Source organism: Phytohabitans aurantiacus, assembly GCF_027923225.1.
GTDB classification, from domain to species: Bacteria; Actinomycetota; Actinomycetes; order Mycobacteriales; family Micromonosporaceae; genus Phytohabitans; species Phytohabitans aurantiacus.
The window spans coordinates 303,781-319,174 of record NZ_BSDI01000001.1 but is presented as its reverse complement, the minus strand read 5'-3'; the positions used below and the strand labels follow the sequence as shown (position 1 = coordinate 319,174).

Annotated in this window: 13 protein-coding genes; 9 read left to right on the top strand and 4 right to left on the bottom strand. The window is 70.0% G+C overall.

The genetic code is table 11. The features are described from left to right. Positions 1 to 63: 63 nt before the first annotated feature. Positions 64 to 1,851: an ABC transporter gene (locus tag QMG73_RS01630; protein WP_407676734.1), complete on the bottom strand. Its 1,788-nt coding sequence runs from the start codon at positions 1,849 to 1,851 to the stop codon at positions 64 to 66. A gap of 2,141 nt (positions 1,852 to 3,992) precedes the next feature. On the opposite strand from QMG73_RS01630, the gene dnaK reads away from it, so the two are divergent. The 5 genes from dnaK (at position 3,993) to QMG73_RS01605 (ending at position 8,548) form a co-directional block, all read left to right on the top strand. Then, complete coding sequence (gene dnaK, locus QMG73_RS01625; protein WP_281891917.1) at positions 3,993 to 5,894, top strand: molecular chaperone DnaK; 1,902 nt, start codon at positions 3,993 to 3,995, stop codon at positions 5,892 to 5,894. Then, a complete protein-coding gene (gene grpE, locus QMG73_RS01620; RefSeq protein ID WP_281891916.1) occupies positions 5,891 to 6,598 on the top strand; it encodes a nucleotide exchange factor GrpE in 708 nt (235 codons plus the stop codon). Before dnaK ends, grpE begins: the two co-directional genes overlap by 4 nt. Before the next feature lie 32 nt (positions 6,599 to 6,630). Continuing rightward, a complete protein-coding gene (gene dnaJ / locus QMG73_RS01615) occupies positions 6,631 to 7,800 on the top strand; it encodes a molecular chaperone DnaJ (RefSeq protein WP_281891915.1) in 1,170 nt (389 codons plus the stop codon). Positions 7,801 to 7,821: 21 nt separating this feature from the next. Continuing rightward, positions 7,822 to 8,259 (top strand): heat shock protein transcriptional repressor HspR, encoded by a 438-nt coding sequence (locus tag QMG73_RS01610; RefSeq protein WP_281892193.1) that lies wholly within the window; start codon positions 7,822 to 7,824, stop codon positions 8,257 to 8,259. 88 nt (positions 8,260 to 8,347) lie between these two features. Further along, on the top strand, positions 8,348 to 8,548 hold the full coding sequence (locus QMG73_RS01605; protein WP_281891914.1) for an antitoxin: 201 nt from the start codon (positions 8,348 to 8,350) through the stop codon (positions 8,546 to 8,548). Between the two features lie 90 nt (positions 8,549 to 8,638). Here QMG73_RS01605 and QMG73_RS01600 read toward each other — a convergent pair whose 3' ends face one another. From QMG73_RS01600 to QMG73_RS01590, 3 genes are all read right to left on the bottom strand, one after another. Beyond that, positions 8,639 to 9,070: a hypothetical protein gene (locus QMG73_RS01600; RefSeq protein ID WP_281891913.1), complete on the bottom strand. Its 432-nt coding sequence runs from the start codon at positions 9,068 to 9,070 to the stop codon at positions 8,639 to 8,641. A gap of 117 nt (positions 9,071 to 9,187) precedes the next feature. Continuing rightward, positions 9,188 to 10,396 carry a cation:proton antiporter gene (locus tag QMG73_RS01595; protein ID WP_281891912.1) on the bottom strand — a complete coding sequence of 403 codons (1,209 nt, stop codon included), beginning with the start codon at positions 10,394 to 10,396 and terminating at the stop codon, positions 9,188 to 9,190. A 4-nt stretch (positions 10,397 to 10,400) separates the two neighbouring features. Next, entirely contained in the window at positions 10,401 to 10,901 is a 501-nt protein-coding gene (locus QMG73_RS01590; protein ID WP_281891911.1) for a cation:proton antiporter regulatory subunit, read from the bottom strand. A gap of 59 nt (positions 10,902 to 10,960) precedes the next feature. Here QMG73_RS01590 and QMG73_RS01585 point away from each other — a divergent pair, with 59 nt between their 5' ends. The 4 genes from QMG73_RS01585 (at position 10,961) to QMG73_RS01570 (ending at position 15,367) form a co-directional block, all read left to right on the top strand. Next, the gene (locus QMG73_RS01585; protein ID WP_281891910.1) at positions 10,961 to 11,500 is read left to right on the top strand and encodes a DUF1707 SHOCT-like domain-containing protein; all 540 of its coding nucleotides are present in this window, start codon (positions 10,961 to 10,963) and stop codon (positions 11,498 to 11,500) included. Positions 11,501 to 11,574: 74 nt separating this feature from the next. Further along, the gene (gene clpB / locus QMG73_RS01580; protein ID WP_281891909.1) at positions 11,575 to 14,166 is read left to right on the top strand and encodes an ATP-dependent chaperone ClpB; all 2,592 of its coding nucleotides are present in this window, start codon (positions 11,575 to 11,577) and stop codon (positions 14,164 to 14,166) included. Positions 14,167 to 14,170: 4 nt separating this feature from the next. Next, on the top strand, positions 14,171 to 14,530 hold the full coding sequence (locus QMG73_RS01575; RefSeq protein WP_281891908.1) for a hypothetical protein: 360 nt from the start codon (positions 14,171 to 14,173) through the stop codon (positions 14,528 to 14,530). Positions 14,531 to 14,605: 75 nt separating this feature from the next. Continuing rightward, positions 14,606 to 15,367, top strand: a complete 762-nt coding sequence (locus tag QMG73_RS01570) for a hypothetical protein (protein ID WP_281891907.1) — start codon at positions 14,606 to 14,608, stop codon at positions 15,365 to 15,367. Positions 15,368 to 15,394: the final 27 nt, after the last annotated feature.

The window sequence follows — 15,394 nt, the reverse complement described above, 5'->3', positions numbered from 1 at the left end:
TCGCTCCGGGCGGCCATGAGGCTCCAAGCGCGCTGTGCCTGATGATTCGCTCGCTTCGCTCGCTCATGACTTGATCTCCGGCAGGGCTAGCGGTGCGCCTTCGGTGAGCGCCGCTTCCGCGCGCGCCCGCTCCACGCGCGACGCGGCGTCGCGCAGGGCCTGGCCCGGGTCGGTGCCGATGCCGGCACCGGCGATCCGGTCGCCATACCGCGCGGCCTCCGCGTCCAGCAGCGCGTCGACCCGCGCGAGCAGGTCTTCACGGGCCTTGGTGGCGAGGGTACGGATGGCCTGGTCGCCGAAGATCGCTTCGAGTACCTTCTGCGCCGCCACGGTCGTGCCGCCGGCCACCGCCACCTCGGCTCCGGTCGGGATGAACGCCGTCGACGCGAACACGCCGATCATCACGAGGAGGCCGGTGGCGTTTACCGCGTAGGCGGCGCCCCGTGCCACGGCCCGCTTGCCGCTCGCTTCGGTCCGGATCAACTCCAGCACCGCGCGCTGCCAGTCACGTACCAGCCGCTCCGCGCGCTCCGGCAGGTCTGGCGACGGCCGGCCCAACGACGGATCGAGCAGCGCGGAGCCGGCCGGGTGCGCGAGCCATCCGGTGTACGCCTGGTCGGCGGCGTCGGCGGCGGCGCCCCGGATCAAGGTCACCAGGTTGGCCTCGATCGCCGACTGCAGCTGCCGCCCCGGTGCCGGCCGGCCGGTCAGCACCGCCACCACCCGGTCGCGTACCCGGCCCACGCGAGCCTCCAGGGTGCGCATCAGCTCGCCGGTGCCCACGAACTCCTGCCACCGCGCCAGCACTTCACCGCGCAGCAGCCTGCCGTCCTGTACGCCGTTTTCCACCGTGCGGCGGGCGGTGCGGTACGCCGCTCCCACCCGGTCCTGCAGCACCGTGGCGGCTTCCACCTGCTCGTCGGCCGCCCCGGCCAGCTCGCCGACCACCGGAACGAGCGCCGCCAGCGCACCGTCGAGCGTCTGCCGCACCACCGTCGCCCGAGCGGCCACGTCGGTCGCCAGCCGATCGAACCAGTCACGCAGCGGCTCGGTCACCGGTTCCGGCAGCAGCCCCTGCCGGTCGATCTCGGTCTCCGGCAGCACGAACAGCGGGGCGTTCGCCAGGTGGTGCGCGGCCAGCATCTCCGCGAGATGAGCGGTGACCTCGACGGCCGCCTCCGGTGGCACCCGGTCGAGCACGAGGGCGATCACCGTGCCACGGAACTGTGCGGTCTCCAGCAGGTCCCACGGCACCGCGTCCGCGTACCGGGCCGCCGTCGTGACAAAGAGCCACAGGTCGGCCGCCGCGAGAAGCTGGGCGGCGAGCGCCCTATTTTGATCGACGACCGAGTCGATGTCGGGCGCGTCGAGAAACGCCAACCCCGGCATGAGCGCGGGCGCGACGACAATCTGGAGGCTGTGCGGGTCGTTGGTCGCCTCGGCGGTGCGCGTCAGGCCCGGCAGCAACTCGCCGCGGCGGAACCATTGGGCGTCGATCGGGTTGCAGACCAGTACCGGCGTGCGGGTGGTCGGGCGCAGCACACCGGCCGGGCTCACCGCCGCCCGCACGAAGCTGTTGACCAATGTGGACTTACCCGCGCCCGTCGAGCCACCCACGACCACGAGAAGCGGAGCGTCCAGCCGTGCCAGCCGCGGAATAAGATAATCGTCGAGCTGGCCCACGAGCGAGCCACCAACGGTGCGCGCCGCCTCAGCCGACGGTACGGCCAGCGGGTAGGTAGCCGAGGTGATGGCGGCACGGAGACTCTGCAGAGCCGTCGTGAGCGCACCGGCCGCCTCAGACAACGGCCCGAGCGGCTGAGCACCCTTGGCGTCATCGGCCTCCGCCACCGCGGCTATCGATGCCGTTGTGCCGGTCGGTGCTGTCGCGTCGGTCAGCGTCGTATCGGTCAGTTCTCGACGGTTGGCTTCCGTGATCGTGTCGCCCAACTCGGCGTTGCCGGTCGCCGTGTCGCGTTCACGCGCCCGGTCACTTTCGTCGGCTGGGTCACTTTTATCGGCTGGGTCGCTGTCACGTGCTGGGTCGATCTCTAGCGTTGGGTCGCTCTCTCGCGCCACGTCGCCGGTGGTCGTTGTGTCGCTTTCGGGCGCTGCGTCGCCCGTGGTCGTTGTGTCGCTTTCTCGCGCTGCGTCGCCGGTTGTTGGTGCGTCGCTTTCGGGCGTCGTGCCAGCTTCGGGCTCGGCGGCGCCTGTGGCGGCCAGATCGGCGGTTTCCGCGTCAGCTGCCCGCTGCGTCGCACGGAGCTCCGGGAACTCGACCTCGGTCGTATCGGCGCGCCCGATATCGCCTAGTCCGTCCCGATTTCCGAGTGCAGTATCGCTGATTGCTTCCGTTTCGTCCGGGTCCGGGCCGCCCGTTTCCGCGCCGGCTGTTTCGGGACGCTCGGTGTCCCTGGGCTCCGGGCCGGAGCTGGGCTCGGTGGAATCCACGTCCGTGTGGGCGGCGGTTGGGCTCTCATCAGAGGTGGCTGCCGGTTCTACGCCGGCTTGGCCGGCCTTTTCCGCGCCGGTGGCGTTCGGTTCCGCTCCGGCTTGGCCGCCCTTTTCCGTGCTGGTGGCGTTCGGTTCTGCGCCGGTAGCGTCCGTGGACGGCGCGTCGGAACGGGCTTTTGCGGCGGACCCCTCAGTCTCCTCGGCAGTCTCGCCGGCGGAGGCGGACCGTGGGGCGTGGGCCGTGGTGCCGTTCGCGGGAGCGACCGGGGCGGTCTTTGATGGAGACGCCACGGTGGGATCGGGCGTCACATCGGCAGCACCCTGCGGTTCTGGGGCAGGCGAACCAGGCCGAGCGTCCATGTCGGACTCCGACTCCGGGTCGGCCGGCGGCTCCTCCTGAGTCACGGTGGGCGTGCCAGATCTGCCCGCCGGCATGTCACCGTGCGACTTCACGGGTAAAGACTGCCCGATCCACGCATCGCAGACAACAGGAACCGTGCGGGTTGCGCCGATCAAGGACAGATTCCCTGATCAAGGGCAAAAGCCCGTGGATCGCCGACACGATGGTGCCTGACCGTCGTCCCCGCGCTACAGGGGGTGCGGTTTCGGTGCCCTCGGATCCCGCAAGTTCAGGGATTTCGCGGTGTCCGACGGGGTCTGAGCCCGCAATTTCCCGGAAAACGCGGCATCCCCCGCGTCCCACCCGGCCCCGCCCTCGCGCGGACCCTGCCAGGCTCCGCGCGGCACCCCGGCCCTCGCCCCGCCTGCCCTCGGTCAGGCGCGCCGCGCGCCCGCCGGCCCTCGCCCCCCGCCTGCCCTGGGTCAGGCTCCGCGCGCCCGCGGGCCCTCGGCGCCCGCACTCGGTCCTGACAGGCTCGCCCGAACAGCCCGAACAGCCCGAACAGCCCGAACAGCCCGGTGCTTAATCTCAGCGGCCGCAGCGCGCGCCGATCAAGGAGCGCGCCGCTGAGCGAGGGGCGCGAGCGAGGTGGTCAAGGTCGCCGTTGCGTGAAGGGCTGTGAACATCTATTGCTGCTCAAGCAGCAATAGATGTTCACAGCCCGAGTGGCGGCGGCGCGGAATGGGGCAATCCGGTCGTCGGCGGGGCGCCAGCGGCGCCCGACCGACCGCAGCGATAGATCTTGGCGCCGGATCGCCTAGCTCACGGCGTGGATCAAGGGCATTTGCATCGATCAAGGGCGAATGCACGCGGAAAAGAGATCGAATCACGCGCGTTTGCCCTTGATCGGCGGAATGAGGCGCGGCGCGCCGCGCGCAGGCGGCCCGGCGCGCGTGCGGCCCGGCCCGGCGGGGCGGGGCGGGGCGGCGGGGCGGGGCGGCGGGGCGCGGCAGGGTGCGGCGGATCGGGGGAGAGCGGGTGGGGGTGGGGGGAACGAGGTGGGTTGCGTGTGATTGGCTCAACTCTGGCTTGACGGTCGGGGTGATCGTGGCAGTATTGAGTCTGGTCCACTCAAGTTGACTCAGACAACTCAGATTGATCCAACGCAGAGTCTCCCAGGAGAAGCGAGGAAGCGAACATGGCACGTGCGGTCGGCATCGACCTCGGCACAACGAACTCCGTGGTCAGCGTGCTCGAGGGTGGCGAGCCCACCGTCATCGCGAACGCCGAGGGATCGCGCACTACGCCGTCGATCGTCGCGTTCGCCCGTAACGGTGAGGTGCTCGTCGGCGAGGTTGCCAAGCGCCAGGCGGTGACGAACCCGGACCGGACGATCCGGTCGGTGAAGCGGGAGATGGGCACCAACTGGACCGTCGACATCGACGGGAAGAAGTACACCCCGCAGGAGATTTCCGCGCGGGTGCTGATGAAGCTCAAGCGTGACGCCGAGGCATACCTTGGCGAGCGGATCACCGACGCGGTGATCACCACACCGGCGTACTTCAACGACGCCCAGCGTACGGCCACCAAGGAGGCCGGTGAGATCGCCGGCTTCAACGTCCTGCGGGTGGTCAGCGAGCCGACCGCGGCCGCGCTGGCGTACGGGCTGGACAAGGGCTCCAAGGAGCAGACCGTCCTGGTCTTCGACCTCGGCGGCGGCACGTTCGACGTCTCGCTGCTGGAGTTGGCCGAGGGCGTCATCGAGGTGAAGTCGGCGAGCGGTGACAACCACCTCGGCGGCGACGACTGGGACGAGCGGATCATCGACCACCTGGTCAAGACGTTCCGCGGCCAGCACGGCGTCGACCTGTCAGAGGACAAGATGGCCATGCAGCGCCTCCGGGAGGCTGCGGAGAAGGCCAAGATCGAGCTGTCCGCCGCGACCACGACGAGCATCAACCTGCCGTACATCACGGCCGGTCCGTCGGGTGCCGACGGCAGCGCGTCCGCGCCGCTGCACCTCGACGTGAGCCTGAGCCGGGCCGAGTTCCAGCGGATGACGCAGGACCTGCTCGACCGCTGCAAGGGCCCGTTCGAGCAGGCGATCAAGGACGCCGGCGTGAAGCTGGCCGACATCGACCACGTGATCCTGGTCGGCGGCTCGACCCGGATGCCCGCGGTGTCCGACCTGGTCAAGCAGCTCACCGGCAAGGAGCCCAACAAGGGCGTCAACCCGGACGAGGTCGTGGCCGTCGGTGCCGCGCTGCAGGCCGGTGTGCTGAAGGGTGAGGTCAAGGACGTCCTGCTGCTCGACGTGACCCCGCTGAGCCTGGGCATCGAGACCAAGGGCGGCATCTTCACCAAGCTCATCGAGCGCAACACGACGATCCCGACCAAGCGGTCCGAGGTCTTCACCACCGCCGATGACAACCAGCCGTCCGTGCTGATCCAGGTCTTCCAGGGCGAGCGCGACATCGCGGCGTACAACAAGAAGCTCGGCACGTTCGAGCTGACCGGCCTGCCGCCGGCGCCGCGCGGCGTACCGCAGATCGAGGTCACCTTCGACATCGACGCGAACGGCATCGTCCACGTCAACGCGAAGGACCTGGGCACCGGCAAGGAGCAGTCGATGACGATCACCGGCGGCTCGGCGCTGCCGAAGGACGACATCGAGCGGATGATGCGCGACGCGCAGGAGCACGCCGACGACGACAAGCGCCGCCGCGAAGAGGCGGAGACCCGCAACCTCGCCGAGCAGCTCCAGTGGCAGACCGAGAAGTTCCTCGCGGAGAGCGGCGACAAGCTGCCGGCCGACTCGCGTGACCAGATCAACGAGGCGCTCGGTGAGCTGCGCAGCGCGCTGGGCGGCACCGACATCGAAAACATCCGGTCCGCGCACGAGAAGCTGGCGACGGTATCGCAGCAGGCCGGCTCTCTGCTGTACGCGCAGCAGCAGGCCGAGCAGCCGGACCCGACCGCCGGCGCCGCTGGCGCGACGGGCGGCGCGGGTGCGGCAGGCCCCGGCGGGCCGGCTGGTTCCGCTGGCAAGCCGGATGACGTGGTGGACGCCGAGATCGTCGACGAGGACGACAAGAAGTGACTTCACGAGACGATGACCAGCCCACCGAGCGGGTCGTCATCCGTGACAAGCGGAGGATCGACCCGACCGGCGGCAAGGTGAAGTCGGAAGCCGACAGCAAGGACGAGCCGGTCGAGGCACCGGAGAAGTCCGAGCGGGACACCGACAAGGAGCACAAGCCGAGCCACGCGGCGCCGGATGAGGCGGTCGAGGGCGAGATCGTCGAGGAGGCCGAGACGACGACCGAGCCCACCGAGCCGGAGGCGCCCAGCAAGGACGCCAGCCCGCTGGGCGCGGAGCTGGAGGCGCTGCGGTCCGAGCTGGAGGAGCGCACCAACGACCTCCAGCGAGTGACCGCGGAGTACGCGAACTACCGCAAGCGGGTCGACCGCGACCGGGGTCTCGCCGCTGAGCAGACCACCGGCACGGTGCTCGGTGCGCTCCTGCCGGTACTCGATGATCTGGACCGTGCTCGCGAGCACGGCGACCTGGTGGGTCCGTTCGCCGCGGTGTCCGAGCAGTTGGTGGCGGCACTCGGGAAGTTCGGGCTCACGGCGTTCGGTGAGAAGGGCGACCCCTTCGACCCGACGCGGCACGAGGCCGTCGCACACCAGACCTCCGCGGAGGTCACAGAGCCGACCTGTGTACAGGTCATGCGCCGGGGCTACCTGCTCGGCGACCGCCTGCTGCGCCCGGCTCTTGTCGCGGTCGCCGACCCTGAGTAGCAAGCCGATCGATCTGGGAGGAGGTGGATGACGTGAGCTCCAAGGACTGGCTGGAGAAGGATTTTTACGCCGTACTCGGGGTGCCGAAGTCCGCCTCCTCCGACGAGATCAAAAAGGCGTACCGGAAGCTCGCCCGCGAGCTGCACCCGGACCACAACCCGGGCAACGCGGCAGCCGAAGATCGCTTCAAGGCCGTCTCCGAGGCGTATGACGTGCTCTCCGACGAGCGCAAGCGCAAGGAGTACGACGAGATGCGCGCCCTCTTCGGGTCGGGCGCGTTCCGGCGCGGCGCGCGTGGCGGGTTCGACCCGTCCGACCTGTTCGGCGGCTTCGGTGGCGGCAATGCCGGTGCCGGCGACCGCCGGTTCGGTGGCGCGGGCTTCTCCGACCTGTTCAGCACGATCTTCTCGGGCGGGGGCGCGCAGACCCGCACCCGCGGCCCGGCGCGCGGTCGCGACGTCGAGACCGAGGTCGTACTCAACTTCGAAGACGCGATCCGGGGCGTCACGCTGCCCCTGTCGATACGCGCGCCGGGCGTCTGCGACACCTGCCACGGTTCGGGCGCCAAGCCCGGCACCCAGCCGCGGGCCTGCCCGGTGTGCATGGGTTCGGGGCTGGTGACCCGCAATCAGGGGTCGTTCAGCTTCTCCGAGCCGTGCCGGGAGTGCCAGGGCGTGGGCACGATCGTCGACGAGAAGTGCCCGGAGTGCCGCGGTAGCGGCGGGGTCACCAAGACCCGCACGATCAACGTCCGCTTCCCCGCGGGCGTGGCCGACGGCCAGCGGATCAGGCTGGCCGGACGGGGCGAGCCGGGCGAGCGTGGTGGTCCGGCCGGTGACCTGTACGTGCTGGTGCGCGTGCGTCGCGACGACCTGTTCGGCCGGTCCGGCGACGACCTGACGCTGACCGTGCCGATCACGATCTCCGAGGCCGTCCTGGGCATCGACCTTCGGGTGCCGACCATGGACGGCGCGGTGACCCTGCGGGTACCGCCGGGCACTCCGAGCGGCCGCACGCTTCGGGCGCGCGGCAAGGGCGTGAGCCGCCGCGACGGCGCCACCGGCGACCTGCTGGTGACCGTCGAGATCGTGGTGCCGACCGAGCTGTCCGACAAGGCCAAGGACGCGCTGGCGACGCTGGCGACCGAGATGGCACCCGCACCGCGGGAACAGCTGGAAGCACGGGTGCGTCGATATGGTTAGTGTCAGCAGGAGGTGAGCGTGGTGGACGAGGAGTTCCAGATCACCGTCGAGGTTGCCTCCGACGCCAAGGTGCTGATCATTTCGGTGGCGGCGAGGCTGGCCGGGATGCACCCGCAGACGCTCCGGCAGTACGACCGGCTCGGGCTCGTGCAGCCGGGCCGGGCGAGCGGCGGTGGCCGGCGATACAGCGAGCGCGACGTGGCGCTGCTTCGCGAGGTGCAACGGCTGAGCCAGGAAGACGGCGTCAACCTGGCCGGCATCAAGCGGATCATCGGTCTTGAGCAGCTCGTCGCTGAGCTTCAGGAGCGCGTCGGCGAGTTGGAGGCCGCGCTCACCGACGCGTACCAGCGGATCGCCGAGATGGAAGCCACCGGCTACGCGCGCCGCGATCTCGTACCCATGAGTAGGACGTCCAACGCGCTGGTCGTCTGGCGTCCCACCAGACGTACGCAATCTTGATTCCGGCCCGCTGAGCTTGTCAGTCGACTAACCTGACTTTTGGTTCGGACGGCACATTCCGGACCACCAGTCAGCGAAGGAGGGATCGATGGGGATCGCCGACTCGTTCAGGGAAAAGGCCGAGCAGGCCGTCGACAAGATCGGCGCCGATCGCGTGAAGGACGGCGTCGAGAAGGCCGGCGACAAGCTTGACGACGCGACCGGCGGCAAGTACGCCGAGCACGTCGACAAGGGCCAGAACGCGGCCAGTGACTACATCGACAGGATGGACGACGACCCACGGCAGTGACAGCGTGGGAGCGACATGGCGACACAGGCGGGGCGGGGATCCACGGGGGGTCCCCGCCCTTCGCGTGCGTAAGAACGTGCGGAGGAAAAGTCAGCCGAGACGGCGGGACTGGCGCACCAGGCCGCCCTCGCACCAGTCGTGGTAGTCGAAGAGGTCGGGCCGGGCGAGCAGCACGCGGGTGTTGTGCGCCCAGGTGACCATCAGCTCGTCGCCGTACTCCTCGGCCTGCTCCACCAGCTTGCGCAGCCGCCGCTTGGGATGCGCCCGGAAGTTGGTGCGGATGCCGTCAGCGGCGTAGATGTAGAGGCAGTGCAGGGCGAACCGGCGAGCCGGGCACGAGCGATCCATCGCCAAATCGAAGAGGGTGCCGATCAGCCGGTCGCCCGAGACCAACAGGTCCCAGTCTTGCGGCATGGACTGCAACGGCACCGAATCAGGCTGATACGCCCAGGCACGCAACTCGGCGGCCGAGGGGTCGACCGGGTTGGCGAATCCTCGGAACGTCGACTGCTGCAAGGTCACCCGCCCGCTCCCCTCGCGAGTTACCACCCTCCGGGCCGGACCCCCGGATGCATGCGGCGACACCGTAACGCGTAACGAGGTACTTACGGAAGTGGCGGATTGTGTCATCCGACGGAATTAGTCGGTAGAGGGAAGCGGCTGCGGCTGTGTAACGGGCCTCCTTCGGGCCCGTAGAAGGCTCTTAAACCACGCAAAGTCGGGCAATCGAGCCAGCATTGGGCCGGTCACGACTGTGATCAGAACGTAAGCCGTCGCGAGCGGCGCGAGCTCCGACTCGATGCCCGGGGTCGCCACCGCCAGTCCGGCGATGACGATCGAGAACTCGCCTCGGGGCATCAGCGCCAACCCGGCTCGCACCCGGCCGGGTACCGCGATACCGGCGCGACGCGCGGCGACGTACCCGGTGATGATCTTGGTTGTCATGGTGACCGCCGCGAGTGCCAGCGCGGGCAGTAGCACCGGCGGCATGTCCTTGGGGTCGGTCGCCAGACCGAAGAACACGAAGAACACGGCCGCGAAGAGGTCGCGCAGCGGCGAGAGCAACTGGGTCGCGTGGTGGGCGACCGGGCCGGAGAGTGCGATTCCGACGAGGAACGCGCCCACCGCCGCCGAGACCTTGAGCTGCGCCGCGACGCCGGCCACCAGCAGCGTGAGGCCGAGCACGCCCAGCAGCAGCGCCTCGGGGTCGCGCGCCGAGATGAACGCCGAGATGACGTGCCCCCACCGGATCGCGATCACGAGCACCAGGCCGACCGTGGCCACCGCGATGGCGAGCGACTGCGCGCCCGCCGCCAGGCCGGCGCCGGCCAGCACCGCCGTGAGCAGCGGCAGGTAGAGCGCCATCGCGAGGTCTTCGATCACCAGCACGGACAGGACGACCGGCGTCTCGCGGTTACCGAGGCGCCCCAGGTCGGCGAGCACCTTGGCGATGACGCCGGACGAGGAGACCCAGGTGATGCCGGCCAGTACCAGGGACGCCTGCCAGCCCCAGCCGAGCAGCATCCCGAAGAGGGCGCCCGGTACGGCGTTGAGCGCACCGTCGAGCAGTCCGGCGGGCGCGTTGCTGCGCAGGTTGCCCACGAGTTCGCTGGCTGAGTACTCCAGGCCGAGCATCAGAAGCAGGAGGATCACGCCGATTTCGGCGCCGACGGCGAAGAACTCCTCGCTCGCCGACAGCGGCACCAGCCCGCCGTGCCCGAAGGCGAGCCCGGCGAACAGGTACAGCGGGATGGGAGACAGGCCGAAGCGGCGGCTGAGCCGACCGAGCATCCCGAGGCCGAAGAGCAGGGCGCCGACCTCGATGAGCAGGACGGTCGTGTCGTGCATCCGGTCAGCCGTCCGGGTCGCCGTTGGCGAGGATCTCGGTGAGGCCGTCGAGCCCGCGCCGGGTGCCGACGGCCACCACGACGTCGCCGCCCTCGAAGCCGAACTCGGGGCCGGGCGAGGCGATCACCTCACGGTCCCTGAGGACGGCCACGATCGAGACGCTCGTGCGGGTGCGCGCCTTGGTCTCGCCGAGGCGCCGTCCGACCCACTGGGAACCGGCCGGAATCGCGATCTGCTCGGTGAGCAGCCCGGCGGCCTGCTGCCGGAGACCGGCGAGCTGGCCGAGCATCAGCGAGGCGCCAAGCAGGTCGGCGAGAGCCTCGGCCTCGTCGTCGGTGAGCGCGATCGATGCGATGCACGCGTCTGGATCGTCGTCGTCGTAGAGGACGAGATCACGTTGACCGTTGCGATGTGTCACCACACCTACCCGGCGGCCCGAGGTGGCCACGAGATCGTGACGTATCCCAATGCCCGGCAGCGCGGTCTGCTCTACCCGTACACGCACCCGGAACACGGTACCTTCTGGGCGTGAGCGAGCTTTCCCCTCAGCATCGCGATCTCAGAATGTCCGATGCGGACCGTGATCGTGTCGTCCAGCGGCTCAACCAGGCGGCCGGCGACGGTCGCATCACGCTCGACGAGTTCGAGGAGCGGGTCGCGGGCGTGCTCGCCGCGCGCACGTTCGGTGAGGTCGAGCCGTACGTCGCCGATCTACCGGCGGCGCCGGGGTCGCCGGTGCCGCGCGAGATCGTCGAGCTGCGGTCGGTCGCCTCGGAGCTCAAGCGCAAGGGCGGCTGGGTGGTGCCGCGGCGGATCGTGGCGAGCAACAAGGCCGGCTCGGTCAAGCTGGACTTCACCGACGCGGTGATCACCCATCCGGTGGTGGAGATCACGCTCGATGTGATCGCGGGCAGCACGACGCTGGTGCTGCCGCCGGGCGCCTCGGTCGACGCCACCGATGTCCAGACGGTCGCGAGCACGGTGAAGGTGCGCGGTGACCTGCCCGAGGGCGGTGGTCAGCCGCACTTCGTGGTGACCGGTCGCCAGTCGATGGGCAGCCTGGTCGTGCGGCGGCAGTACCGGTTCTGGCGGTGGCGCTGGTAATCGCGGGGCCGCGCTGGTATTCGAGCGCGTTCGCGCTAGAGTTGAGCGAGACACGCTCAACTCTGGGAGCAATATTGAACGCCGAACGGTTGACCACCAAGAGCCGGGAAGTGATCACTAGCGCGGTCGCGACCGCCAGCCAGCGCGGGCACGCCACCGTCGAACCCTGGCACCTGCTGCTCTCGCTGCTCGACACTGGGGGATCCACAGCGGGTGGCCTGTTGCGCGCGGTCGGCGCCAACCCCGCCGACATCCGCCGTGCCGCCGCCCGCGCCGTCGAAAACCTGCCCTCCGCCCGCGGGTCGAGCCTCGCCGAGCCCAGCCTGTCGCGCGAGTTCGTCAACGCCGTCGGGGCCGCTGAGCAGATCGCCCGGCCGCTCGGCGACGAGTACACCTCCACCGAGCACCTGCTCGCTGGCCTCGCCCGCGTGGGTGGCGTGGTCGCGCAGGCGCTCAAGGAGGCGGGCGTCACCGAAGACAACCTCGTCGCCGCGTTCCCCACCGTGCGGGGCGGCGACCGGCGGGTCACCACCGCCGATCCGGAGCAGACCTATCAGGCGCTGGAGAAGTACGGCGTCGACCTGACCACGCGCGCCCGCGACGGCAAGGTCGACCCGGTCATCGGCCGCGACTCGGAGATCCGCCGGGTCATCCAGGTGCTCTCCCGGCGTACCAAGAACAACCCCGTCCTGATCGGCGAGCCCGGCGTCGGCAAGACCGCGATCGTCGAGGGCCTCGCCCAGCGCATCGTCGCCGGCGACGTGCCCGAGTCGCTGCGCGACAAGCGGCTGGTCGCGCTCGACCTGGCCGCGATGGTGGCCGGTGCGCAGTACCGCGGGCAGTTCGAGGAGCGGCTCAAGTCGGTGCTGGAGGAGATCAAGAACTCCGACGGCCACGTGATCACGTTCATCGACGAACTGCACACCGTCGTGGGCGCGGGCAAGGGCGAAGGCTCGATGGACGCGAGCAACATGCTCAAGCCCATGCTCGCCCGCGGCGAGCTGCGCATGGTCGGTGCGACGACGCTCGACGAATACCGCGAGCACATCGAGAAGGATCCGGCCTTCGAGCGGCGGTTTCAGCCTGTACTGGTAGGCGAACCCACGATCGAGGACACCATCGGCATCCTGCGTGGCCTCAAGGAGCGCTACGAGGTGCACCATGGTGTACGGATCACCGACGCCGCCCTCGTGGCCGCCGCCTCCCTCTCCGACCGGTACATCACCGATCGGTTCCTGCCCGACAAGGCGATCGACCTGGTCGACGAGTCGGCGTCCCGGCTCCGCATGGAGATCGACTCCCGACCCGTCGAGATCGATGAGATCGAGCGCGCCGTCCGGCGGCTGGAGATCGAGGAGATGGCGCTGGCGAAGGAGCCCGACCCGGCCTCCGCGCAGCGGCTCGAACGGCTGCGAAAGGAGCTCGCCGACCGGCGCGAGCAGCTCACCGCGCTCTCCGAGCGGTGGCGCCTGGAGAAGGAGCACATCACCAAGATCTCCACGGCCAAGGAAGAGCTGGAGCGGCTCGGTGGCGAGGCCGACCGCGCGGAGCGCGACTCCGAGCTGGAGCGCGCGGCCGAGCTGCGGTACGGCCGCATCCCGCAACTGCGCGCCGAGCTGGCGAAGGCCGAGGCGGAGCTGGCGGTACTCCAGGCGGACGGCGCGATCCTCAAGGAAGAGGTGGGCGCCGACGACATCGCCGCCGTGGTCGCCTCGTGGACCGGCATCCCGGCCGGCCGCCTCATGGAGGGCGAGACCGCCAAGCTGCTGCGCATGGAGGAGTCGCTGGGCTCCCGGGTGATCGGGCAGGCCGAGGCGGTCGGCGCGGTCGCCGACGCGGTACGCCGTGCGCGGGCGGGCGTCGCCGACCCCGACCGGCCCACTGGCTCGTTCCTCTTCCTCGGCCCCACCGGCGTCGGCAAGACCGAGCTGGCCAAGGCGCTCGCCGAGTTCCTCTTCGACGACGAGCGGGCCATGGTGCGCATCGACATGAGCGAGTACGCCGAGAAGCACTCGGTGGCGCGGCTCGTCGGTGCCCCGCCCGGCTACGTCGGGTACGAGGAAGGCGGTCAGCTGACCGAGGCGGTGCGGCGCCGGCCGTACTCGGTCGTGCTCCTCGACGAGGTCGAAAAGGCCCACCCCGACGTCTTCGACGTGCTGCTCCAGGTGCTCGACGACGGCCGGCTCACCGATGGCCAGGGCCGCACGGTCGACTTCCGCAACGCGATCCTCATCCTCACGTCGAACATGGGTTCGTCCGTGATCGCCGACCCGACGCTCAGCGAAGACGAGCGGCGTGAGGCGGTGCTCGCGGTGGTGCGGTCACAGTTCAAGCCCGAGTTTCTGAACCGGCTCGACGACATCGTGGTGTTCCACTCGCTCACCGGCTCCGACCTCACCTCCATCGTGGACATTCAGCTCGAGCGGATGCGGCGGCGGCTGAGCGACCGCCGGCTCACCCTGGAAGTGAGCGACGCGGCCCGGGTTTGGCTGGCCGAGCACGGGTACGACCCTATTTACGGTGCCCGGCCGCTGCGCCGGCTCGTCCAGTCGGCGATCGGCGACCGGCTGGCCAAGGCGCTGCTCTCCGGTGGCATCCGGGACGGCGACACGGTGCGCGTCGACCTGGCGGAGACGAAAGACGGGCTGTCTGTGAATACGGGGTGATCTCATGACTGATTCGATCGCCACCGCGGTACGGGATCTGGCGGCCGCCGACGTCGTCGCATTTGGCGGCGTCGGCCTGGCCGCGCGGATCCTGCCCGCCACCGGCGCGTACCAGACCGTCCACGCGGCGCTGGCCGGGCGGGCCGACGACGTGCGGCCACACCTGGCGTGGCTGCTCGCGCACGGCTCGCCCGCCGGCCAGGTGTACGCGGCGACGCTCCTGGAGAGCCTCGACCCGGAGGCGGCCCGCGCGGCGTGGGGTGCGATGAGCCACGACAGCTCGGAGCTGACCACGTTCCAGGGGTGCGTCATGGACCGCACCACCCTGGCCGCCTACGCCACGTCCCGGCTGACCCTTCCCTGACCGGGGCACCGTTTGTGCAAGCAGCGTGGCAGGGTATCGATACCGTGTTCATTTGCGATCTAGGGAAGGAGTGTCGTGTCCGATCCCACGACTCCGGACGCCAGGGTGCGCCCGGGGAGTGTCACCATCTCCAGCTATCTGCTGTACCTGTGCGCCGCCATCGGAGTGCTCGGTGCGGTGACTCAGCTCGCCACCATCGGCACCGTGAGTGACGTCTACAAAGACGCGTACGAGGGCACCACAGCCGAGGGGACCGAAGGGATCGCGACCGCCTCTGTGGTCGTCGCCTCCGTGCTCGGCCTGCTCTTCGCAGCGGGCTTCGTCGTGCTGGCGATCCTGAACAACCGTGGCAAGAACGTCTCCCGGATCGTCACGTGGGTGGTCGGCGGCATCTCGCTCTGCTGCACGGGGTTCGGCATCGCGGGCCAGGCGCTCAGCAACTCGATGAACGTGTCCACAGGCGACGGTCCGGACCCGTCCGAGATCCAGGACAGCATCAACAGCGAGCTGCCCTGGCTCATGCCGCTGAGCATCACGACGTCGATCATCACGCTCCTGGCGCTGATCGTCGCGCTGATCCTGCTGGCGCTGCCGCCGTCGAACGAGTTCTTCCGCAAGCCGGCCCAGGTGTGGGAGCCGCCGGTGCCGGGTGGCGCCTACCCGGCGTACCCGCAGGTGCCGCCGGCGGGTCCGAGCCCGTACGCGCCTCCGGCTCCCGACGCTGCACCGCCGTCGCCGTCGACACCGCCCTCGGCAGGAGACGCCGCCGCGCCGCCGGCACAGCCGCAGTCGGAGAACCGGCCGTCCGACCCGCCGAGCCCACCGCCCGCTGTCTGATCCGAGCGCTACTCATGGTGTCCTGTA

Excerpts from the sequence above, each read along its gene's own strand:
- dnaK (WP_281891917.1), top strand. The coding sequence starts at position 3,993 with ATGGCACGTGCGGTCGGCATCGACCTCGGCACAACGAACTCCGTGGTC.
- QMG73_RS01605 (WP_281891914.1), top strand. The coding sequence starts at position 8,348 with ATGGGGATCGCCGACTCGTTCAGGGAAAAGGCCGAGCAGGCCGTCGAC.
- QMG73_RS01595 (WP_281891912.1), bottom strand. The coding sequence starts at position 10,396 with ATGCACGACACGACCGTCCTGCTCATCGAGGTCGGCGCCCTGCTCTTC.
- QMG73_RS01585 (WP_281891910.1), top strand. The coding sequence starts at position 10,961 with ATGTCCGATGCGGACCGTGATCGTGTCGTCCAGCGGCTCAACCAGGCG.
- QMG73_RS01575 (WP_281891908.1), top strand. The coding sequence starts at position 14,171 with ATGACTGATTCGATCGCCACCGCGGTACGGGATCTGGCGGCCGCCGAC.